The organism is Kineosporia succinea (assembly GCF_030811555.1).
Classification (GTDB): Bacteria; Actinomycetota; Actinomycetes; order Actinomycetales; family Kineosporiaceae; genus Kineosporia; species Kineosporia succinea.
Genome location: NZ_JAUSQZ010000001.1, coordinates 1400965 through 1422759, shown reverse-complemented (window position 1 = coordinate 1422759; position 21795 = coordinate 1400965). Strand labels below are relative to the sequence as shown.

Sequence of the window (21795 nt, the reverse complement as noted above, 5' to 3'; positions counted from 1 at the left end):
GGTCGGGCACCGGACGTCACGCATTGGTAACGCAACGTCGCGGCTCTTGCCAAAGCGGGCTCTTGCGGATTTATTGGACAGGACGCCGGTGAAACGCCGCCCGGGGAGGGACTTCGCTTGCGAGACAAGGCGTGGATCGCTGTGCTGACGGCCGTGACACTGGCCCTCGCGGCCTGCTCCGGGGGCGACGACGGAGACGATCGGCCGGTCGACGACCGGCCCGCTCCCACGCCGGCGGTGAGCACGGCGCCGATCACGCTGACGTACGCGACATCGGCGGAGTTCACGTCGTACAACAACAACACGGCCGACCAGGCCAACCCCGCGAACGCGGCCGTTCTCAACCAGGTGCTTCGCGCCTTCTGGTACTACGGGCCCGACGGGCAGGCGGTGCCGGACACCGAGTTCGGTTCGTTCGAGCAGACCGGAACCGACCCGCAGACCGTTCGGTACACCTTCGCCGACAAGGCCGTCTGGTCGGACGGGGAGCCGATCGACTGTGACGACGCGGTGCTGGCCTGGGCGGCCAACATCGGGCGGTGGCCCACCGGGCAGGTCGACCAGTACACGAAGGCCAAGCTGACGGCGTTCTCCTCGCTCCTGCCCGGGGCCTGGGCCGAGGCGTCGATGCCGAAGTGCGCCGATGGAGACCGCTCGTTCACGGTTTCGTTCGAGAAGCCCTACGCGGACTGGGCGACCCTCTTCGGCCCAGGGACGATCCTGCCCGCTCACATCGTCGAGAAAGGTTCCTGCGTCAAGGATCTGATCAGTGCCGTGAAGTCCGGCAAGAGCGCGACGATGCAGAAGATCGGCCGCTACTACAACACCGGATGGCTCTTCTCGCCCGGCAAGTACGACGCCGCGATCGCACCGAGTGCGGGCCCTTACCAGGTGGCGTCCTGGAAGGCGGGCAAGGAAGTGACGCTGGAGCCCAACCCGAAGTGGTGGGGCACCGTGCCGTCGGCCCAGCACATCGTCCTCAAGCTGGTCTTTCCCGAGGATCAGGCGCAGGCCCTGATCGACGGCACCGTCCAGGTGGTCACCCCGACGCCGACGGAGAAGGTTCTCAAGACCCTGACCGACGCGGGGGCAGCGATCAGCGTCACCAGTCATGACGCGTCGGGCTGGGAACATGCGGACTTCAACTTCGACGGCGCCCTCAAGAGTCTCGCTCTTCGCCAGGCCTTCGCGAAATGCCTTCCGCGGCAGCAGATCGTCGACGATCTGATCAAACCGGTGAACCCGCAGGCCCAGGTCTTGCAGGCTCGCTTCCGCCTGCCCTTCCAGGACGGGTACGACGCGTTCGCCCGGACCGGTGGGCAGGACTACGCCTCGGTGGACGTCGCCGGAGCCCGGAAGATCCTGAAGAAGGAGAAGAAACTGGGGACCCGGGTCGAGATCGGTTACCTGGCGCCCGACCTGCGCCGCGAGCGGGAGGTGGCCCTGATCAAGAAGTCCTGCGGCAAGGCCGGATTCACGATTGTGGACGCGGGCACCCCCACCTTCTACTCACGTGAGCTGGTACGTCGTGACTTCGACGTCGCCCTCTACAACTTCACCAACTCCGCCACGGTGACCCAGTCGTCCGCCATCTACGGCAGCGGGCGTCAAGACAACATGAACGGCTACAGCAGCAAGAAGGTCGACGGGCTCTACAAGAAGCTGACCGCCGAACTCGACCCCGCCGCCCAGCAGGACCTGCTGCGCCAGCTGGACACCGCCCTCTGGGACGACCTGGCCAACGTGCCCATCTTCGTCTTCCCGGCCCTCCTCGCCACCGACAGCAAGGTGCAGGGCGTGCAGTACAACCCCAGCTGGTCGGGCGTCACCTACAACGCGAACACCTGGACGCAGGCCCCGTAGGTCACTGCGTGCAGACGCACAGCTCGTTGCCCTCGGCGTCGGCCAGCACCCACCAGTCCGGTGCGAACTCGTCGGTGACCAGGCGCCCGCCGGCCTCCACCACGTCCGCCACCCGCTTCGGGGCGTCGTCGAAGGACACGTAGACGTCGAAGTGGATGCGGCCGCGGCCGGTGCGGGGCTCGTCCATCGGCTGGAACCACACCACCGGGCCCACCTCGTCGGGGTTGTGCAGCTCGATGCCCTCGTCACCCCGTCGCTCCACGTAGCCCAGGCCGGCCCGCCAGAACGGGCGGATCGCGGCGGCGTCGAGCGTGTCGATGGCCAGCTCGACCCGGGCCGCGGGCTGCAGCGCCTGGGCCCCGACGGCGTCGACGTGCATCATGATGCGCTGCGCGAGCTCGACGTCGAGCGCCGTCACCCCACCCGACGAGTGCGTGCTCAGGGTGAACGTGACCTTGTCGAAGCGGATGTCGATGTCGGGGTGGTGGTTCATCTCCTCCGCGCTCAGGGCGACGCGGGACACCAGCTCGACCGCCTGGGGGAATCCGGGGGCCTTCACCCGGACGCGCAGCAGGGACGTGCCGGATTTGTGGACGGCGGTCAGGCCGGCCAGTGCGGTGTCCAGTTCCTGCATCGTCAGCAGCTCAGGCATGGCATCGACCTTAGGGCGTGAAGGCCTTTCCCGCCTGCACGGATGTCGCCCACGCCGGCCGGTTCCGGTGTGAGAGTTGGTGCGGGAGAGTCTTTCTGGAGCGAGGGTGATCAAACCCGGATTTCCTGGTCCGGACGGTGCACCGGGAAAAGTTCGGCGTAAGGAATGCATTTCGCGCAGACCGGGAATTCGCCCGCGCACCGGGGATGAGGCATCCTGCGACGGTGAGTTCTCAGGATCCGACCATGGTCGTCGGGGGCGCCGTGGTCGATGACCTGCACCGTCCCACCGTGCTCCTGGCCGCCCGCCGCACCGAGCCGCCGCACCTGGCCGGGGGCTGGGAACTGCCCGGCGGCAAGGTCGACCCGGGGGAGGAGCCGCTGCAGGCTCTGCACCGCGAGCTGGCCGAGGAGCTCGGTGTGAAGGTCGAGGTCGGCGAGGAGCTCGTGGCCCCGAACGGCCTGGGCTGGGACCTGCCTCCGTCCCACCGCATGCGCGTCTGGCTGGTGCGGGTGACCGACGGTGAGCCGGCCCCGATCGAGGTCCACGACGAGCTCCGGCACCTGCCCCTGGGAAGCTGGACGACGGGCGTGAGCTGGCTCCGCGCCGACGTCCCGATCGTGCGGGCGCTCACCGCTCTGGCGGAGGAACGCCAGGGCCACTGAGCCCCGAGTAACATAGGAAGGGTGCCCACGAGGCACCACCCCGTCCCCACACACAACCGGATCGGCCTTCGCATGCCTACGCAGACCCGTGACGACCTGCGCAATGTCGCCATTGTCGCCCACGTCGACCACGGAAAGACCACGCTCGTCGATGCCATGCTCTGGCAGACCGGCTCCTTCGGCGACCACGCACACGTGGACGACCGGGCGATGGACTCCAACGACCTGGAGCGCGAGAAGGGCATCACCATTCTCGCGAAGAACACCGCTGTGCGGTACTCCGGTCCGGGGGCGCCGAGCGGCGGGGTCACCTTCAACATCATCGACACCCCCGGCCACGCCGACTTCGGCGGTGAGGTGGAGCGCGGCCTGAGCATGGTCGACGCGATCGCCCTGCTCGTCGACGCCTCCGAGGGGCCGCTGCCGCAGACGCGCTTCGTGCTGCGCAAGGCCCTGCAGGCGCACATGCCGGTGATCCTGGTGGTCAACAAGACCGACCGCCCCGACGCCCGCATCGCCGAGGTCGTGGACGAGACCTACGAGCTGTTCATGGACCTGCTCGACGGCACCGGCCTCGACCCCGACGCCGCCCTCGACTTCCCGATCGTCTACGCGTCGGGCCGCGCCGGACGGGCCTCGCTGACGCGTCCCGCGAACGGCGAGCTGCCCGACTCGGAGAACCTCGAGCCGCTGTTCCAGGTGCTCCTCGACGCCGTGCCGGCCCCGTCGTACGACGACAAGATGCCGCTGCAGGCGCACGTCACCAACCTCGACGCCTCGCCGTTCCTCGGCCGTCTGGCGCTGTGCCGCATCCACAACGGCACGATGCGCAAGGGCCAGCAGGTGTCGTGGTGCAAGCAGGACGGCACCATCTCCCGGGTCAAGATCACCGAGCTGATGATCACCAAGGCGCTCACCCGCGAGCCCGCCGAGGAGGCCGGCCCCGGTGACATCGTCGCCATCGCCGGTATCCCCGACATCACCATCGGCGAGACCCTGGCCGACGCCGAGGACCCGACCCCGCTGCCCCTCATCACGGTGGACGAGCCGGCCATCTCGATGACCATCGGCGCGAACTCGTCGCCGCTGGCGGGCCGCACGGTCAAGGGCACCAAGGTCACCGCCCGCCTGATCAAGGACCGGCTCGACCGCGAGCTCATCGGTAACGTCTCGATGCGGGTGCTCAACACCGAGCGTCCCGACACCTGGGAGGTGCAGGGCCGCGGTGAGCTGGCGCTGGCCATCCTGGTCGAGACCATGCGCCGCGAGATGTTCGAGCTCACCGTGGGCAAGCCGCAGGTGGTCACCAAGCTCGTCGACGGCAAGGTCCACGAGCCGTTCGAGCGTCTGACCATCGACTCCCCCGAGGAGTACATGGGCGCCATCACGCAGCTCCTGGCGGTCCGCGCGGGCCGGATGGAGCAGATGGCGAACCACGGCACCGGCTGGATCCGCATGGAGTGGCTCGTGCCCTCCCGCGGTCTGATCGGCTTCCGTACCGAGTTCCTCACGGACACCCGCGGTACCGGTATCGCCCACGCCACCTTCGAGGGTTACGAGCCCTGGGTCGGCGAGCTGCGCACCCGTCCCTCCGGCTCCCTGGTGGCCGACCGGCCCGGCGCGGTGACCGCCTTCGCGATCACCAACCTGCAGGAGCGCGGCACGCTCTTCGTCGAGCCGACCACGATGGTCTACGAGGGCATGATCGTCGGTGAGAACTCACGCGCCGACGACATGGACGTGAACATCACCAAGGAGAAGAAGCTCACCAACATGCGCTCGTCCACGGCGGACAACTTCGAGCGCCTGGTGCCGCCGCGCAAGCTCTCCCTGGAGCAGTGCCTGGAGTTCTGCCGCGACGACGAGTGCGTCGAGGTGACCCCCGAGGCCGTGCGCATCCGCAAGGTGAACCTCGACGCCACCGAGCGCGCCCGCGCCGCGGCCCGCGCCAAGAAGGGCTGAGGCCGGGTCCGGAAGTCCAGGCCTGGCGCGGGGCACCTCCTCGCCACGGCAGCGGCTTCCGAACCCGCACTGGGCCGTTCGGGTCGTCATGTACTGATGTCCGGTCAGGCTGACGGCCAGAGCGTGAAATTTCCGGAGCAGCCCCGCTTTCCGCGACGAATGTCGGGGAGCGGGGCTGTTCGATGTGCAAGGTTTGTGTCCAGCAGGTAAATTAGTTGCGCCTGTAGGTCGTGGTGTGTTCAACGTCACGGCGCAATATTTGCTTGTCCGATTCGCCTGGTTGGGCCTAGTGCGGGGGCGCATCGTGTCCCGATCGAGACCTACTTGTTGCCACTCCTTGGCGAACCGGAACCGTGGGTAGTCACCTGTGGGACCGATAGCGATCAGACCGAAGATCGTCCGGTCGAAACGGCTTTTCGAACGTGGTTTCATCGTGTTCAGCGGCTGATCGTGAAGCATCCTTGTCCGGATCGTAATCAGCTGTGAACGCCTATCGTGTCCCGAATCCGGTACCAAGAGTGCAGGCGTGAGTACTGATGAGCGCCGGCTCGGGCCGTGAAGTCGGAAACCTAAGGAGAACGACGAGTGAAGCAGCGCAGGCTGATTGCTGCTGGCGCTCTGTTCGCGGCGGGCGCTCTTGCCCTGTCCGCCTGCAGCAGCGACAGCGGTAGCGGGTCGGGGGAAGGCAGCACCGACGCCAACGCCTCGATCACGATCTACAGCACCAAGCCCCAGAACCCGCTGGTGCCGGGCAACACCAACGAGGTCGGTGGCGGCAACATTCTCGACGCCATCTTCCGTGGCCTCGTGGACTACGACCCGGACACTGCTGCTCCGGAGATGTCGATGGCCGAGTCCATCGAGTCCACGGACAACAAGACCTGGACGATCAAGCTGAAGGCCGGTCAGACCTTCCAGGACGGCACCCCCGTGGATGCCGACAGCTTCATCAACGCCTGGAACTGGACGGCCTACGGCCCGAACGCCGCGCTGAACAACTACTTCTTCGCGTCCTTCGACGGCTACGCCGACATGAACACGACCGACCCGGACGACGACGGCCCGAAGAAGGCCCCGGAGCCCAAGGCCAAGGAGCTCACCGGCCTCAAGAAGGTCAGCGACACCGAGTTCACGGCCACGCTGGCCGAGGCCCAGTCGTTCTTCCCGACCATGGTCGGTTACACGGCGTTCTACCCGCTCCCGAAGGCGTTCTTCGACGACCCGGAGGCGTACGGCAAGAAGCCGGTCGCCAACGGCCCGTTCCAGATCACCGCGGGTGACGGCGACACCGGCTTCACCCTGACCGCCTGGAGCGGCTACAAGGGCGAGGACAAGCCGAAGATCGCCGAGGCCGTCTTCAAGACGTACACCTCGGACCAGGCCGGTTACTCGGACGTGCTCGCGGGCAACCTGGACTTCATGAACCAGGTGCCGGCCGCCAACCTGGTGGACGACCAGTACCAGACGGACCGTCCGGACCACTTCGTCAACAAGGCCGTCGGCGTCATCCAGACGACGACGCTGCCGCAGTACGACGACAACTACAAGGACAACCCGGACATCGGCAAGGCGCTCTCGCTGGCCATCGACCGGGACACGATCACCAAGAACATCTTCAACGGCGGCCGTACCCCGGCCACCGGCTGGGTGTCCCCGATCGTGGACGGCTACAAGGCCGACGCGTGTGGCGAGTTCTGCACCTACGACCCGGCGAAGGCCAAGGAGTACCTGGCCAAGTCGAAGTTCAAGGGCCCGTTCACGTACAGCTTCAACAACGACGGCCCGGGTAACAAGGAAGCCGCCGAGGCGATCTGCAACAGCATCAAGACCGCCCTCGAGGTCGAGTGCACCGCGAAGCCGTACGCCGACTTCGCGACCCTGCGCGCCGACGTCACCGCTCACAAGATGGACAGCCTCTGGCGTACCGGGTGGCAGATGGACTACCCGCACATCCAGAACTTCCTCGAGCCGCTCTACGCGACCGGCGCCGGTTCGAACGACGGTCTGTTCAGCAGCGCCCAGTTCGACGACCTGATCAAGAAGGCCAACGCCGCCGAGGGTGAAGAGGCGTACGCCGACTACCAGGCCGCCGAGAAGGTCCTGGCCGAGAAGATGACGATCATCCCGCTCTGGTACCAGGCGCAGCAGTCGGTGTGGTCCGACCGTCTGAGCAACGTCAAGGTCACGCCGAAGAGCACGCTGGACCTGACCAGCGTCACGGCCTCCTGACGACCGCTCGGCGGTAAGAACAGCAGTACCCCGGTGCCGCCTCGCCTCAGCACGGGCGAGGCGGCACTCTAGGACAAACGCAATACCGCGAAACACGTTCGGCCGGTCCCGCACCAGCACTCGCGGGACCGGCCGTTCAGCGGAAGAAACCCATGAAGGGTAGGCGAAAGCCATGGGGCGTTATATAGCTAGACGCCTGCTGCTGATGATCCCGGTGCTCATCGGCACCACGTTCCTCATCTATGCGATGGCCTGGGCCGTGCCCGGTGACCCGTTCGCCTCTCGATGCGGCCAGCGTCCTTGCCCGGAAGCGTTCGTCCAGGCCGAGACCGAGCGGTTGCATCTCGACCAGCCGCTGCCGGTGCAGTACGGGCACTTCCTCCTGAACATGGTGCAGGGAGACTTCGGCACCACCTTCAGCGGTGACACCGTGCTCGAGGCCGTCTCCAAGGCCTTCCCGATCACCGTCAAGCTGACCGTGGTCGCCATTCTCTTCGAGCTGATCCTCGGGATCGGCATAGGCACGATCGCGGCCCTGCGCCGCGGCGGCTACCTCGACGGATTCTTCCTCTTCACGAGTCTTGTCGCCATTTCTTTTCCGTCGTTCGTCATCGGCTACGTGCTCCAGTACCTGCTGGGTGTGAAGGCCGGGCTGTTCAGCGTGACCGTCGCCGCCGGCGCTCCCTGGGGTGACCTCATCCTCCCCGGGTTCGTGCTGGCGTCGTTGTCGCTGGCCTACGTCCTGAGACTCACCCGGGCCAGCATGCTGGAGACGCTGCAGGCCGACCATGTGCGCACCGCGATCGCCAAGGGCCTGCCCAAGAGCATGATCCTGCGCAAGCACGTCCTGCGGAACTCGCTGATCCCGGTCATCACCTACATCGGCGCCGACGTCGGGGCCCTGCTCGGCGGCGCGATCGTCACCGAGGGTGTGTTCAACATCCAGGGCATCGGTGGCCTGATCTTCCACGCCCTGCGCATCCGCGAGAACGGCACGGTCGTCGGGGTGACCACCCTCGTGGTGCTCGTCATCCTGTTCGTGAACCTTCTCGTGGACCTGCTGTACGCCCGGCTCGACCCAAGGATCCGCTATGAGTGAGCTCGACCAGGTCGCCGCCGCCGAGACGATCGAAGGGGCCCCGGGGACCCCGACGGCCTCCGTCGTCGCGGCGGGCCGTTCCCGCACCCTGGCCGGCGACGCCTGGGAGACCCTGCGCTCGTCGTGGGTGTTCTGGGCGTCGGTCGTCGTCATCGGCGTGCTCATCGTGATGGCCGTCTGGCCGGGCCTCTTCGCCCACGCCGATCCCCTCGACTGCCAGGCCTCGCGCTCGCGCGGCAAGCCCGGCGGGGATGCCTGGTTCGGGTACGACGTGCAGGGCTGTGACGTCTACGCCCGCACCATGTACGGCGCCCGCGCCTCGATCATGGTCGGCGCGATGTCCACGGTGATGTCGCTGATCTTCGGCTCGGCCATCGGTATCTACGCCGGTTTCTACGGCGGCTGGGTCGACAGCATCCTGTCGCGGATCACCGACATCTTCATCGGTATCCCCGTGCTCCTGGGCAGCATGATCATCCTGAGCTCGATCCCGACCCCGCCCGGAAGCCAGTTCCTCGGCATCCTCAAGGTGTCGCTGGCGATCTCGATCCTCGCCTGGCCGTCCACGGCCCGGGTGGCGCGATCGGCCGTGATCCAGGTCAAGCAGTCGGACTTCGTGGCGGCGTCGCGGGCCCTGGGCGCCAGCCGCGGCTGGATGATCCGCAAGCACATCATCCCGAACTCGGCCGCGCCGGTCATCGTCATCAGCACGATCAGCCTCGGTGGTTACATCGGTGCGGAGGCGACCCTGTCGTACCTCGGCATCGGCCTGCAGCCGCCGGTGGTCTCGTGGGGTATCGCGATCAACGACGCCGCGGCGTACCTGCGCAACACGCCGCACATGCTGCTGTTCCCGGCGCTCTTCCTCGCCGCCACCGTGCTGGCCTTCATCGCCCTGGGCGACCAGGTGCGCGAGGCCCTCGACCCGAAGACGATGTGAGCGGGCGCATGTTCAGCAAGAAGACGCAGGACCTCGGCAAGCCCGAGGTCGACGAGAACCAGCCGCTGCTGCAGGTTCGCGACCTGAGCATCGTGTTCCGCACCCGTGAGGGTTCGGCCCAGGCCGTCAACAAGGTCGATCTCGACCTGAAGCGGGGCGAGACCCTGGCGATCCTGGGCGAGTCCGGCTCGGGCAAGTCGGTGTCCGCGAAGGCGATCATGGGCATCCTCGACATGCCCCCGGCCGAGATCCTCTCCGGCTCGATCAAGTTCCGCGGCAAAGACCTGCTGAAGATGCCGGAGAAGGAACGCCGCACCTACCGCGGTCAGCGCATCGCCATGGTGTTCCAGGACGCCCTGTCCGCGCTGAACCCGGTCTACCCGGTCGGTGAGCAGATCGGTGAGCTCTTCCAGGTCCACCGCGGGATGTCCCGCAAGGACGCGAAGAAGAAGGCCATCGAGATGATGGACCGGGTGCGGATCCCGGCCGCCGCCTCGCGCGTCGGCGACTACCCGCACCAGTTCTCGGGCGGTATGCGCCAGCGCATCATGATCGCGATGGCGATCGCGCTCGACCCGGACATCATCATCGCCGACGAGCCGACCACCGCCCTGGACGTCACCGTGCAGGCGCAGATCATGGAACTCCTGGCCGAGATGCGCCGGGAGACCGGCAGCGGCCTGATCCTGATCACGCACGACCTCGGCGTGGTGGCCGAGACCGCCGACATGATCAGCGTGATGTACGCGGGCCGGACCGTCGAGCACGGTCCCGCCGTCGACGTCTTCTCCAACCCGGCCCACCCGTACACCGTGGGCCTGATGGAGTCGATGCCGAGGCTCACCGGTGAGGGCGACCGGTTGTACGCCATCCCCGGTCTCCCGCCGAGCCTGCTGGCCCTGCCCACCGGCTGCCCGTTCGCGCCGCGTTGCCCGCGGGCCGAGGACGTGTGCCGTCAGGACCCGCCGCCGCCGGCCGTCGAGATCGACGGAACCCGGTACTCCGCCTGCCACTTCGCCGAGGAGGTCGTCTCCCATGGTGTCCACTGACACTCCGGACAACAGGGGCGTCACCAACGCCGGCCCCGGTATCGAGACCGGCTCGCAGCCGGCCCCGAAGCCGGATCCCGACGCCGACCCGATCCTGACCGTCCGCGGGCTGGTCAAGCACTTCCCGCTGCGCCAGGGCGTCGTCATCAAGCGCAGTGTCGGGGCCGTGCAGGCCGTCGACGGAGTGAACCTCGAGGTCCGGCCGGGCGAGACGATCGGCGTCGTGGGGGAGTCCGGCTGCGGCAAGTCCACGCTGGCCCGGTTGCTGATCTCGCTGGAGACGCCCACCGCCGGATCGATCCAGCTGAACGGCCGCGAGATGGTCGGGTCCTCGGGCTCGAAGCTCAAGACCATGCGCCGTGACGTGCAGATGATCTTCCAGGACCCGTACACGTCGCTGAACCCGAGGATGACGGTCGGCGACATCATCGGCGAGCCGCTGGAGATCCACCCCGACGTGGTGCCGAAGGCGCAGCGTCAGGAGCGGGTGCGGGAGCTGATGTCGCTCGTCGGTCTGGCTCCCGAGCACATCCACCGGTACGCGCACCAGTTCTCCGGTGGTCAGCGTCAGCGCATCGGCATCGCCCGCGGCCTGGCCCTGAACCCGAAGCTGCTGATCTGCGACGAGCCGGTCTCCGCGCTCGACGTCTCGGTGCAGGCGCAGGTCATCAACCTGCTCCAGGACCTGCAGAAGCGGCTGGGGATCTCGCTGATCTTCATCGCGCACGACCTGTCGGTGGTGCGGCACATCAGCCACCGGGTGGCCGTGATGTACCTGGGCCGGATCGTCGAGCTCGGCGAGAAGGAGCAGGTCTACAACAACCCGCAGCACCCGTACACCAAGGCGCTGCTCTCGGCCGTCCCGAACCCCGACCCGTCGATGCGGGGCAAGGGCAACCAGATCGTGCTCGAGGGTGACCCGCCGAGCCCGGCCAACCCGCCGTCGGGCTGCCGGTTCCGTACGCGGTGCTGGAAGGCGCAGTCGGTGTGCGCCGAGGTCGACCCGGGTCTCGAGCTGACGTCGTCGGGCGCGCAGGCTGCCTGCCACTTCCCGGGTGACACGCCGTCCCGTCCCGGCGTCGCGGCCTAGAGGTCACATGATGGACGCCGGTGCGCACCTCGGGTGCGCACCGGCGTCTTTCGTTGGTGGGGGAGTCGTAGGGAGTGCAGCGCAGGTGCGCCCTCATGAGTCAACCGGCGGCGCAGTTGCCCGTGTTCTCCCCGGTGGGGGCACCTCCCGGCCGAAGGTTGGGGGAGGGCGGGGCCCGTCCGGAGGCCGAGCTGAGAGCCGGAGGCTGAGCTCAGCCGGAGGCTGAACTCAGAGCCGGAGCCTGAGCTGAGAGCCGGAGCCTGAGCTGAGCCGGTGGGTGCTCAAGGCCGGCGCACGCGAGAATGACCCGCATGAGCGACAACCCGCGGCGCATCGTCTTCGTCCACGCCCATCCCGACGACGAGACCATCGGGAACGGCGCCACGATGGCCAAGTACGTGGCCGAGGGCGCCCAGGTCACGCTGATCACCTGCACCCGGGGCGAGCAGGGTGAGGTGATCCCGCCGGAGCTGAAACACCTGGAGGGGCAGGCCGACCGCCTGGGCGACCACCGCGTCGCCGAGCTCGCGGCCGCGATGACCGTGCTCGGTGTGCGCGATCACCGTTTCCTCGGTGACCCCACGGTTCCGGGCCGTACCGCGCAGGCCGTCCGCGCGTCCAAAAGCAGCGTCTTCGCCGACTCGGGCATGGCCTACGACCACGACGGCGGCGTGATCCCCTCACCCACTCCGCCGCCCGGCGCCTTCGCTCTGACCCCGGTGGAGGACGCGGCCACGCACCTCGCCGCGGCGCTGCGGGAGCTGCGTCCGCACGTCGTGGTCACCTACGAACCCGGCGGCGGTTACGGGCATCCCGACCATGTGCAGGCCCATCTGGTCACGATGCGCGCGGTCGAGCTGGCGGCGATCGAGGGGCCCGAGGGGGAGGAGGCCTGGCCGGTGCCCAAGGTCTACTGGACCGTCCAGCCCGAGACCCTCACCCGCGAGGCGCTGCGCACCCTGAACAGCAGCCTGGGGGACGCGTACACGGGCGTCGATCCCGACGGTCGCCTCCCGAGCGTGGTGATGGCGGACGAGCTGGTCACCGCGGCGGTCGACGCCACCGGGCAGCTGGTCGCCAAGGCGGACGCCCTGCGCGCGCACGCCACCCAGGCCGTGGTCGGGCCCGGCAATGCCTGGTTCGCCCTGAGCAACGACGTGGCCCAGCCGCTGCTGGCCATGGAGTTCTACCGGCTCGTGCGGGGTCGTCCCGGCGCGGACGTCGACGAGCTGGGCCGGGAGACCGACCTCTTCACTCTGTGAGAGCAGCCATCGGCGATACGCACCAATTGCTCGTCGGCCGGGTGGGTGGTTGATCACGCAGCGTCTGTCGAAGACGTTGCTCCGAGGTGTCTTCTGGTGACCGAGGACGACTTTGGAGGACGGCTTGGCGATCGAGACGGTGCGCGCACGGCAGTTCGGCGGACGGGGAACAGGCAGGCCTGACGACGTCGACCGACTCCGGGCCCGCGGGCAGCGCCGCCGCCTGAGCCGCCTGATGGTGCTCGGCCTGGTCGTCGCGGCCTGGTGCTGGGGCCGCTTCCTGACCGGCTCGGGGATGCTGCCGACCCTGCCGTCGGTGGACCCGTTCCTTCTCACCGTCGTCATCTTCTTCGTGCTGATGCTGGCCGCCACCGCCGGCAGCCTGCTCATCGCCGGCCGCTCGCCGCACGTGCTGTACCGCCCCGAGCAGATCGACGTGCGCATCGAGGACGTGAAGGGCCTGGCCCCGGTCACCGAGGACGTGCACCGCTCGCTCGAGCTGTTCCGCTCGGCCATGACGTTCCGCTCGAAGATGGGCGGAAGCGCTCGTCGCGGGCTGCTTTTCGAGGGCTCGCCGGGCACCGGCAAGACCCACATGGCGAAGGCGATGGCGGCCGAGGCGGGTGTGCCGTTCCTGTTCGTGTCGGCCACCTCGTTCCAGTCGATGTACTACGGCGCGACCGGCCGCAAGATCCGCTCGTTCTTCAAGGAGCTGCGCAGGGCGGCCCGGCGTGAGGGCGGTGCGATCGCCTTCATCGAGGAGATCGACGCCATCGGCATGGCCCGGCAGGGTGTGAGCACGGCGATGACCCCGGTGGTGGATGCCCCGATGAACTGCGGTGGGCTCACCGGTCTGGCCATGACCCCGCAGGCGTCCGCCGCTCCGGTGCAGCACCGCATGGTCAGCGGTGACCCGGGCGCGACCGTCAACGAGCTGCTCGTGCAGATGCAGTCGTTCGACGAGCTCACCCCGGGGCAGCGCGCGCTCAGCTGGCTCACCGACCGGGTCAACCTGATGATGCCCGCGACCCGCCAGATCCCGCGCCCCCGGCCGGAACCCGTCAACGTGCTGGTGATCGCGGCCACCAACCGGGCGGACTCGCTCGACCCGGCACTGCTGCGTCCCGGCCGCTTCGACCGCAAGATGACGTTCGGGCTTCCCGACAAGGCCGGCCGGCGCGAGCTGATCGACCACTTCCTCACCCGCAAGGCGCACGAGAACGAGCTGGCCGACGACGAGCACCGCGACGCCCTGGCCGGCGTGACCCAGGGCTACAGCCCGGTCATGATCGAGCACCTGCTCGACGAGGCCCTGGTCAACGCGGTGCGGCGGGACGCCGAGGGGATGTCCTGGAGCGACATCGAGCAGGCCCGCCTGGTCACCGAGGTCGGCCTCGGCCAGCCGGTGGGCTACACCGACCACGAGATCCGGCTGATCGCCACGCACGAGGCCGGTCACGCGGTCAGCGCCTGGCTGCTCGCCCCGCAGCGCCGCCTGGAGATCCTCACCATCGTCAAGCGGGCCGGATCGCTCGGCCTGCTCGCCCACGGCGACCGCGACGACGTCTACACCCGCTCGAAGTCCGAACTGGGGGCGCTCATCTCGATCGCGTTCGGCGGTCAGGTGGCCGAGGAACTGTTCTTCGGTGACATCTCCACCGGCCCGGGCGGCGACCTGGCCTACGCGACCACGGTCGCGGCCCAGATGATCGGGGCCGCCGGTATGAGCGACACCCTGATCTCGTTCGCGGCGGCGCCCGGAAGTGCTTTCGGGGGCGGCGATCTCGTTTCCCGGGTGATGGGTGACGGCGAGGGCCGCGCGATGATGGAGAAGCTGCTGACCGAGCGCAAGCGGGTCACCCGGGAGCTGCTCGAGCACAACCGGCACCTGGTCGAGGCCCTGCGCGACGCGTTGCTGGAGCGGCACGAGCTGATCGGCGGTGAGATCGACCGGGTGCTCCGGGCGGCCCAGGAGCGGGTCGTGGTGGACCTGCGGGAGAACAGCGACGCCCCTCGGTCCTAGGGTGAGCTCATGGCAGTCGATCAGGGCACGTTCCGGCGCGCGGTGGCGCGTTTCGCCACCGGCGTCTGCGTCGTCACCAGCCTGGAGGGCCGGGCCGACCATGCGATGACGGTGAACTCGTTCACCTCGGTCTCGCTGGAACCGCTGCTGGTGCTGTTCTGCGTCGAGAAGGAGGCGCGCTTCTACGACGCGGTGATCGACTCCGGCGTCTGGGGTGTGAGCATCCTCAACCCGGATCAGCGCCCGGCGGCCAGCTGGCTGTCGAACCGGGGGCGTCCGCTGGTCGGGCAGCTCGACCGGATCCCGCACCACCGCGGCCCCGAGACCGGTGTCGCGCTGCTCGACGGGGCCGTCGCCACGATGGAGTGCCGCACGACCGCCGTGCACGAGGCCGGTGACCACGACATCGTCATCGGTGAGGTGGTGGGGGCGGCCGTCCCGGCCTCCGGGCCGGCCGACGAGGCGGGTGCACTGCTCTGGCACCGTGGGGCGTACAGCCGCATCTGACCCGTTTCGCGTCGGCCGTGATCTGAGAACGCCGCAGATCACAGCGGTTTCCGTCACTGTGCGTCGTAGCATGAACACGTGCAGGAGAGTTCACGGTCCACCGACGCGACGCAGCCGATCCCCCTCGTGCAGGCCGACGACGCGCCCGTCGTGGTGCATCACCCCGAGCCGCCCCGGCCGGATGGGGCCGGCCCGGACGAGCCGGCGCCCCCGGCCTCGCGGTCGCGCCGTCGCGGCGCCGTCATCGGTGCGGCCGTGGCCGGCGGCGCCCTCGCGGCCTACCTGGGCGCGGCCTGGCTGAACTCCGACACCGTGGCCGACGGCACCACGGTCGCCGGGGTCGCGGTCGGGGGACTGTCCGGGCGTGAGGCCCAGGCCCGGCTCGACGAGGCCTACACCAAGCTCGACGGCAGGATCACGCTGACGGCGTCGGGGCACGAGCAGGCCGTCAGGACGACGGATCTCGGCCTCACTCTCGACGCGGCGGCCGTCGCCGACCGGCTCACCGGCTTCACGCTGAACCCGGCCCGGCTCTGGCGGCAGATCGCGGGCGGCGGTGGCCACGAAGACGCGCAGCCGGGGCTGGCCGACGGCACGGTGGCCGAGGGGCTCGAGGCGTTCGGCGAGAAGTCGGCGCAGGCCCCGAAGAACGCGACCGTCGTGTTCGACGGAACCACGCCCGAGGTGCGCGAGTCGGCCGAGGGCTACGAGATCTCGCCGGACGCCCCGCAGCAGGTGCGCGCGGGCTGGCTGACCGGTGCCGTCGAGGTGCCGGTGCGGGCGAAGGCGCCTGAGGTGGACACCGCGCAGGCGCGGGAGGTGCTGACGGAGCAGGCCGAGCCGGCCGTGTCCGCCGCGTTGACCGTGCGGGTGGGCGGCACCGACGTGGAGCTCGAGCCGGAGCAGTTCGCGCCGAGCCTGTCGTTCGCCGTGAAAGACGGTGAGCTGACCCTGGCGGTGGACGGCAAGAAGCTGAGAAAGGTGGTGCTGGAGCAGGAGCCGGGCATCGCGAAGGCCCCTGTGGACGCCGGTTTCACGGTGAGGAACGGCAGCCCCGAGGTGGTGCCGGGCCGCGACGGCGTCAGCATCGCGGCGGCGACCCTGGCCGAGAAGGTCCGTGGGCCGCTGGTGCTCGCGGCGGCCGACGAACGGGTGGCGGAGGTGCCGACCTCGGCCCAGAAGCCGGAGTTGACCACGGCCGAGGCCGGGAAGCTGGGCGTGAAGGAGCGGATCAGCACCTTCTCCACGGATCTCACCGCCGACGCCGGGCGCACCGAGAACCTGCGCATCGCGGCGCGCACCGTGAACGGCACGGTGGTGATGCCCGGGGAGACGTTCAGCCTGAACGAGGTGCTGGGGCAGCGCACGCCGGAGAAGGGCTACAACCCGGCGCCCGCGATCCACGGCGGGCGGCTGGTGCAGGACTACGGCGGCGGGGTGTCGCAGATGGCCACCACGCTCTTCAACAACGTCTTCTTCGCCGGGCTGGAAGACGTTTACCACAAGCCGCATTCGTTCTACATCTCGCGCTACCCGGAAGGCCGAGAGGCCACGGTCAACTGGCCCACGGTCGACCTGAAGTGGAAGAACGACACCGAGACGGCGGTGCTCGTCGAGGCCTCGGTGGGCTCGCAGGTGACGGTCAGCTTCTACGGCACGAAGTACTGGGACATCACCGGCGCCCGGGGGGCCCGCAGCAACTACCGGGCCCCGCAGACGCACTACAACCCGGCGGCCGGCTGCGTTCCGCAGAGCGCGAGTCCGGGGTTCGACGTGTCGAACACCCGGACGTTCCGTAAGCCGGGTTCCAGTGAGGTGGTGAAGACCGAGACGTTCCACGCGGTCTACAACGCCGAGGACCGGGTCATCTGCGCGCCCGAGCCCAAGGCCGAGGAACCGGAGACCGACGAGCCGAAGATCGACGAGCCGGACGAGCCCGGGGCCGACCGGCCCGCCACCGGTGAAGGTGACCCGGAAGACTGACCCCACCCCCGCCGGGGGCACCTCCCCAGCCCGAAGGGTCAGGGGGGGCCACCATTCGAAAGCTGTTACCAGGAGTCGAACGTGGGCACGATCGCCTCGTCGATCGCGCGCAGCAGCGCCGACGCGATGAACGGCTTGGTCAGATAGGTCGCACCCATCGACTTGCCCGCCGCGATGTCGTCGTCGAGAACCCGCGCGGACAGGAAGATCGCGGGCAGGTTGTCGCTGCCCTCCATCGCCCGCAGGTGCACCAGCAGTTCCATCCCGCTCATCTCGGGCATCGTCACGTCGAGAATCGCGACGTCCGGCCGGCCCCGCTCCGCGACCGCCTGCAGAGCCGTCTTCGCCGACGTCGTCCCGATCACCCGGTGCCCGTTCGACTGCAACCTGAAGGTCACGATCCGGACCGTGTCGGGATCGTCGTCCACCACCAGCACCCGGGCCATCTCACGCCACCTCAAACCGTAGTAACCGCTGTCGTACTCGGTGGTTGTCTCGGCGCGGCGAGCGGCGATCTTGAGAAAACCGACGGCCCGCCGGTGACCGCCTTGAGGAAGTGACGCCGATTACTTCACCCGGGCGCCCGGGCTGTCGAAACGCCGTGGGTGACCCTCGCGACCAGCCTGGCCTCCTCGGCCCGGGAGCGGCCCGGACGGCTCCGTTTTGCCGTCGGCCTGCTGCTGCTCGCGGTGCTGGTCGTGGTGCCCGCGGTGGCTGCCGTGGTGGCCTACGACCGCATGGTGCGCACCAATGCCGAGCGCGAGATGCGCAACACCGCCGACCTGGCCGACGTGTTCCTGCGGGCCGAGAACGCCGGGCTCGCCGCGATCATCGGCTCGGTGTCGCAGGAGGCGGACCTGACCGCGCCCCTCGACGGCGACGGGGTGGGTGATGCACTGCGCACCCTCAGGGCGGTGGGTGGCGACGACGTGCTCTCGGTGGCCGTGCTGGACGCCGGGGGGCGGGTGCTGCGTGACCTGCCCGACCGGGTGCCCGACGGATACGACCTGACCGCCCAGCCGAGCGTGCCCGGGCTGCCGGACGACGGCGGCTACGCGATCTCGTCGGTGTATCGCAGCCCGGTGCTGGGGCAGGACGTCGTCGCGGTCACCGTGCCGCTCCTCGCCATCGACCCGCCCGCGTACGGATACGTCCGGATGGTGCGGGATCTCACCGGTTTCCAGCGGTACGTGGACGCCTACGCGCACGGACGCGGGGTGCGGCTGAGCGTGGTGGACGCCTCCGGGCAGCTGGTCGCCGACAGCGACGGGGCCGCTCCCGCGCACCTGTCCGAGGCCGCCCGGGTGGCCCGGGCCCGCAGTGTGCTCGACGCGAACGGCCAGATCGTGGGCGCCAGTTCGCAGGAGGGGGCGGTCTCCGGCGACGGCTGGGCGGACGACGACGGCTGGCGGGTGGTGGCCCAGGAGTCCGAGGCCGCCGCGATGCGCCCGGCCGTGTTCTTCCGGGCCGTGGCGCTCGGCACCGCGGCGGTGCTGCTGGCGGCCGCGGTCGTGGTGGTCTCGCTGCGTCGCCGCGCGCACCGCACCGCGCTCGCGGCGAACCGCTCGCTGACCGAGAACCAGGCCCGGATGCGGGATCTCGCCGACTCCTCGCCCGGGGTGCTGCTGCGGCTGAACGCGGACGCCCTGGTGGACTTCTGCTCGATGGCGGCCGAGCAGCTGCTCGGCATCGCGGGGGACGACCTGGTCGGCCGCGAGCTGGCGCCGTTCCTGGTGGCGGAGAGCGAGCCGGACACCGCCACCCGTCTGGCCACCCTGGTGAACACCGGTGAGCAGCAGGTGTTCCTGGCCCGCACCCGCGGCCCGGGGGGCACCCGGCGGATCGTCGAGTGCAACTTCCGGCGCCGCACCGAGGGCGAGCCCGAGATCTGGGGCTCGCTGCAGGACGTCACCGACCGGCTCAGCGCCCGCGACCAGGTCGAGCAGCTGTTCCAGCTCTCGACCGACTACATGGCGGTGGCCGACTTCACCGGGCGTCTGGTGCAGACCAACCCGGTCTGGGCGGCCTCGCTCGGGATCGGCCCGGAACAGCTGCTGGGCCTGCGGTTCGAGGAGGCCTTCCACGCCGACGACCAGCGCCGGGTGTCCGAGCAGCTGGCCCGCCTGGTGACCGAGCCCGGGGTGGCCACCTTCGAGACCCGTTTCGCGCGCGAGGGGCAGGTGCACACGCTGCTGTGGACCGCCGCCTCCGACCCGGACCGCCGGCTGATCTACGCGGTCGGCCGGGACATCACGCAGCAGAAGGAACTGCAGAACGCGCTGTCCGAGACCCGTGACCAGGCGGTCGAGGCGTCCCGGCTGAAGTCCGAGTTCGTGGCCACGATGAGCCACGAGATCCGGACCCCGATGAACGGCGTGATCGGCCTGACCGACCTGCTGCTCGGCACCCCGCTGACCGAGACCCAGCGTCGCTACGTGGAGGGGGTGCGCACCGCCGGTGACGCCCTCCTCACCGTCATCAACGACATCCTCGACTTCTCCAAGATCGAGGCCGGGCGACTGCTGCTCGACCGGGTCGACTTCCGCCTCGAGGACGTCGTGGACGACGTGGTCACCCTGGTGCGCCAGAACGCCTCGGCCAAGGGGCTGGAGCTGAGCGTGGACTACGAGACCGGGGTGCCGTTCGCGCTGAACGGTGACCCCGGCCGGGTGCGCCAGATCCTGCTCAACCTGGCTCACAACGCGGTGAAATTCACCGAGCACGGCGGGGTCTCGATCTCGGTGACGCCCGGCCGCCCGCGGTCGGACGGCCAGGTCGCGGTGAACTTCGCGGTCACCGACACCGGCATCGGGATCGAGCCGGCCCGCCTGGACCTGTTGTTCGAGCCGTTCCGGCAGGCCGACGAGGGCACCAGCCGGGCCTACGGAGGCACCGGGCTGGGGCTGTCGATCAGCCGCCGCCTGGCCGACCTGATGGGCGGGACCATCCGCGCCACCAGTGAACCCGGGCACGGCGCCACGTTCGTGGCCGAGCTGGTGTTCGCGCCGGCCGCCGACTGGGGCCGCTCGGTGCGCGGCCGTGACGCCCGCGGCCTGGCCGTGCTGATCGTCGACGACAACGAGGTCAACCGCCTGGTTATGCAGACCCAGATGACCCGCTGGGGGATGCGCCCGGTGGCGGCCGGGTCGGCCGACGAGGCGATGGACCTGCTGACCAACCGCTCCGCCCCGGCCGGGGGTTACGACCTGGCCGTGGTCGACATGCACATGCCCGGGCGCGACGGGGCGGCGTTGATCGAGCAGATCCGCGCCGTGCCCGCGCTGGCCGGGCTGCCCGTGATCGTGGTGAGCTCGGACGAGGTGGTCGGGCCGGAGCAGGCCGCGGCGCTGGGGATCAGTGCGCACCTGACCAAACCGGTGCGCCAGTCCGACCTGTTCGGGGCCCTCACCCGGGTCGCGCTGCCGGCGGCCGAACCGGCCCCGGTGGTCGACGAGTCGCTGCCGGAGCCCGAGCCGGACCCCGTCCCGGAGCCGGAACCCCCGGTGCGCGGTGGTTTCCGCCTGCTCCTGGTCGAGGACAACGACATCAACCAGACCGTGGCGCTGGGCATCCTGTCGCAGCTGGGCTACCAGGTCGACGTGGCCGGGCACGGTGAGCAGGCCCTGACGATGACCGAGCAGCACGCCTACGACGCGATCCTGATGGACTGCCAGATGCCGGTGATGGACGGCTACACGGCCACCGTCGAGCTACGCAGGCGCCCGGCCACGCGCACGGTCCCGATCATCGCGATGACCGCGGCCACGTTCGCCGCCGACCGGCAGCGCTGCTTCGACTCCGGCATGGACGACTTCATCGCCAAGCCGGTGCGGTCGGCCACCCTGCAGGCCACGCTGAACCGCTGGCTGCGCACCGACGCCGAGGCTCCGCCGCCCGGGCGCGACGGCCGGACCCAGCCGCTGGAACAGCACTACTCGGCCGTGCGGGACAAGCTCGCGGCCGTGCGCGACCAGGAGCACGTCACCGTCATGACGATGGCCCCGGCCGTACCCCGACAGGCCACACCCGTGGCGGAGTCACTGGTGGAGGAGACCCCCGTGCCCGAGGACATCGCCGACACCGACGCCCGGATCGCCGAACTGCTCGGCGACGGAACCGAGTTCGAGGTCGAGCTGGTGCGCGACATCGTCTCGTCGTTCCTGTCCCGCACCGTCGACCTGTTCCAGCGCCTCGGCCTGGCGGTCTCCGCCGACGACAGCGAGGCGGCCTACCTGCACGCGCACAGCCTGGCCGGGGCCGGGCTGAACCTGGGCACGGTCCGGGTGGTCGAGATCGCCCGGCAGATCGAGGCCGAGGCCCGGGCCGGGCACGCCGGGCGCTGCGGCCAGCTGATGGTCGACCTCGAGGTGGCCCTCGACGCGGCCCGGGTGCACCTGCGCGACCTGGCCGCGAACCTGCCCGAACCCAAGGCCTGACGCCTGCCCGAAGCTAGGGCCTGACGCCTGCCCGG

General features: G+C 69.5%; 15 protein-coding genes. 13 read left to right on the top strand and 2 right to left on the bottom strand.

Annotated elements, in window-relative coordinates; all coding sequences use genetic code 11:
- Positions 1 to 117 precede the first annotated feature (117 nt).
- Positions 118 to 1863, top strand: coding sequence for an ABC transporter family substrate-binding protein (locus J2S57_RS06340; protein WP_307239367.1), 1746 nt, complete (start codon positions 118 to 120; stop codon positions 1861 to 1863).
- A gap of 1 nt (position 1864) precedes the next feature.
- Here the strand turns inward: J2S57_RS06340 and J2S57_RS06335 are convergent, their stop codons facing one another.
- The gene (locus tag J2S57_RS06335) at positions 1865 to 2515 is read right to left on the bottom strand and encodes a 4a-hydroxytetrahydrobiopterin dehydratase (RefSeq protein WP_307239365.1); all 651 of its coding nucleotides are present in this window, start codon (positions 2513 to 2515) and stop codon (positions 1865 to 1867) included.
- A gap of 224 nt (positions 2516 to 2739) precedes the next feature.
- Between J2S57_RS06335 and J2S57_RS06330 the strand changes: the two genes are divergently transcribed.
- The 11 genes from J2S57_RS06330 to J2S57_RS06280 all read left to right on the top strand — a co-directional run bounded on the left by J2S57_RS06330 (position 2740) and on the right by J2S57_RS06280 (position 17324).
- Positions 2740 to 3180, top strand: coding sequence for a (deoxy)nucleoside triphosphate pyrophosphohydrolase (locus J2S57_RS06330; protein WP_307239363.1), 441 nt, complete (start codon positions 2740 to 2742; stop codon positions 3178 to 3180).
- Positions 3181 to 3252: 72 nt separating this feature from the next.
- Positions 3253 to 5142, top strand: a complete 1890-nt coding sequence (gene typA / locus J2S57_RS06325) for a translational GTPase TypA (RefSeq protein ID WP_307239361.1) — start codon at positions 3253 to 3255, stop codon at positions 5140 to 5142.
- Between the two features lie 585 nt (positions 5143 to 5727).
- The gene (locus J2S57_RS06320) at positions 5728 to 7371 is read left to right on the top strand and encodes a peptide ABC transporter substrate-binding protein (RefSeq protein WP_307239359.1); all 1644 of its coding nucleotides are present in this window, start codon (positions 5728 to 5730) and stop codon (positions 7369 to 7371) included.
- Positions 7372 to 7543: 172 nt separating this feature from the next.
- Positions 7544 to 8470: an ABC transporter permease gene (locus J2S57_RS06315; protein ID WP_307239357.1), complete on the top strand. Its 927-nt coding sequence runs from the start codon at positions 7544 to 7546 to the stop codon at positions 8468 to 8470.
- A complete protein-coding gene (locus J2S57_RS06310) occupies positions 8463 to 9410 on the top strand; it encodes an ABC transporter permease (protein WP_307239355.1) in 948 nt (315 codons plus the stop codon). The genes J2S57_RS06315 and J2S57_RS06310 overlap by 8 nt, the downstream gene beginning before the upstream one ends.
- An 8-nt stretch (positions 9411 to 9418) precedes the next feature.
- Positions 9419 to 10459 carry an ABC transporter ATP-binding protein gene (locus tag J2S57_RS06305; RefSeq protein ID WP_307239354.1) on the top strand — a complete coding sequence of 347 codons (1041 nt, stop codon included), beginning with the start codon at positions 9419 to 9421 and terminating at the stop codon, positions 10457 to 10459.
- A complete protein-coding gene (locus J2S57_RS06300; protein ID WP_307239352.1) occupies positions 10446 to 11549 on the top strand; it encodes an ABC transporter ATP-binding protein in 1104 nt (367 codons plus the stop codon). The genes J2S57_RS06305 and J2S57_RS06300 overlap by 14 nt, the downstream gene beginning before the upstream one ends.
- Positions 11550 to 11860: 311 nt before the next feature.
- Positions 11861 to 12811 carry an N-acetyl-1-D-myo-inositol-2-amino-2-deoxy-alpha-D-glucopyranoside deacetylase gene (gene mshB / locus J2S57_RS06295; RefSeq protein ID WP_307239350.1) on the top strand — a complete coding sequence of 317 codons (951 nt, stop codon included), beginning with the start codon at positions 11861 to 11863 and terminating at the stop codon, positions 12809 to 12811.
- A 124-nt stretch (positions 12812 to 12935) separates the two neighbouring features.
- A complete protein-coding gene (locus J2S57_RS06290; RefSeq protein WP_307239348.1) occupies positions 12936 to 14834 on the top strand; it encodes an AAA family ATPase in 1899 nt (632 codons plus the stop codon).
- A 9-nt stretch (positions 14835 to 14843) separates the two neighbouring features.
- Positions 14844 to 15341, top strand: coding sequence for a flavin reductase family protein (locus J2S57_RS06285; RefSeq protein ID WP_307239346.1), 498 nt, complete (start codon positions 14844 to 14846; stop codon positions 15339 to 15341).
- A gap of 78 nt (positions 15342 to 15419) precedes the next feature.
- Complete coding sequence (locus tag J2S57_RS06280) at positions 15420 to 17324, top strand: VanW family protein (RefSeq protein WP_307239344.1); 1905 nt, start codon at positions 15420 to 15422, stop codon at positions 17322 to 17324.
- A 65-nt stretch (positions 17325 to 17389) separates the two neighbouring features.
- Here the strand turns inward: J2S57_RS06280 and J2S57_RS06275 are convergent, their stop codons facing one another.
- Positions 17390 to 17770, bottom strand: coding sequence for a response regulator (locus J2S57_RS06275; protein ID WP_307239342.1), 381 nt, complete (start codon positions 17768 to 17770; stop codon positions 17390 to 17392).
- A 159-nt stretch (positions 17771 to 17929) separates the two neighbouring features.
- Here J2S57_RS06275 and J2S57_RS06270 point away from each other — a divergent pair, with 159 nt between their 5' ends.
- On the top strand, positions 17930 to 21760 hold the full coding sequence (locus tag J2S57_RS06270) for a response regulator (protein ID WP_307239340.1): 3831 nt from the start codon (positions 17930 to 17932) through the stop codon (positions 21758 to 21760).
- Positions 21761 to 21795 lie beyond the last annotated feature (35 nt).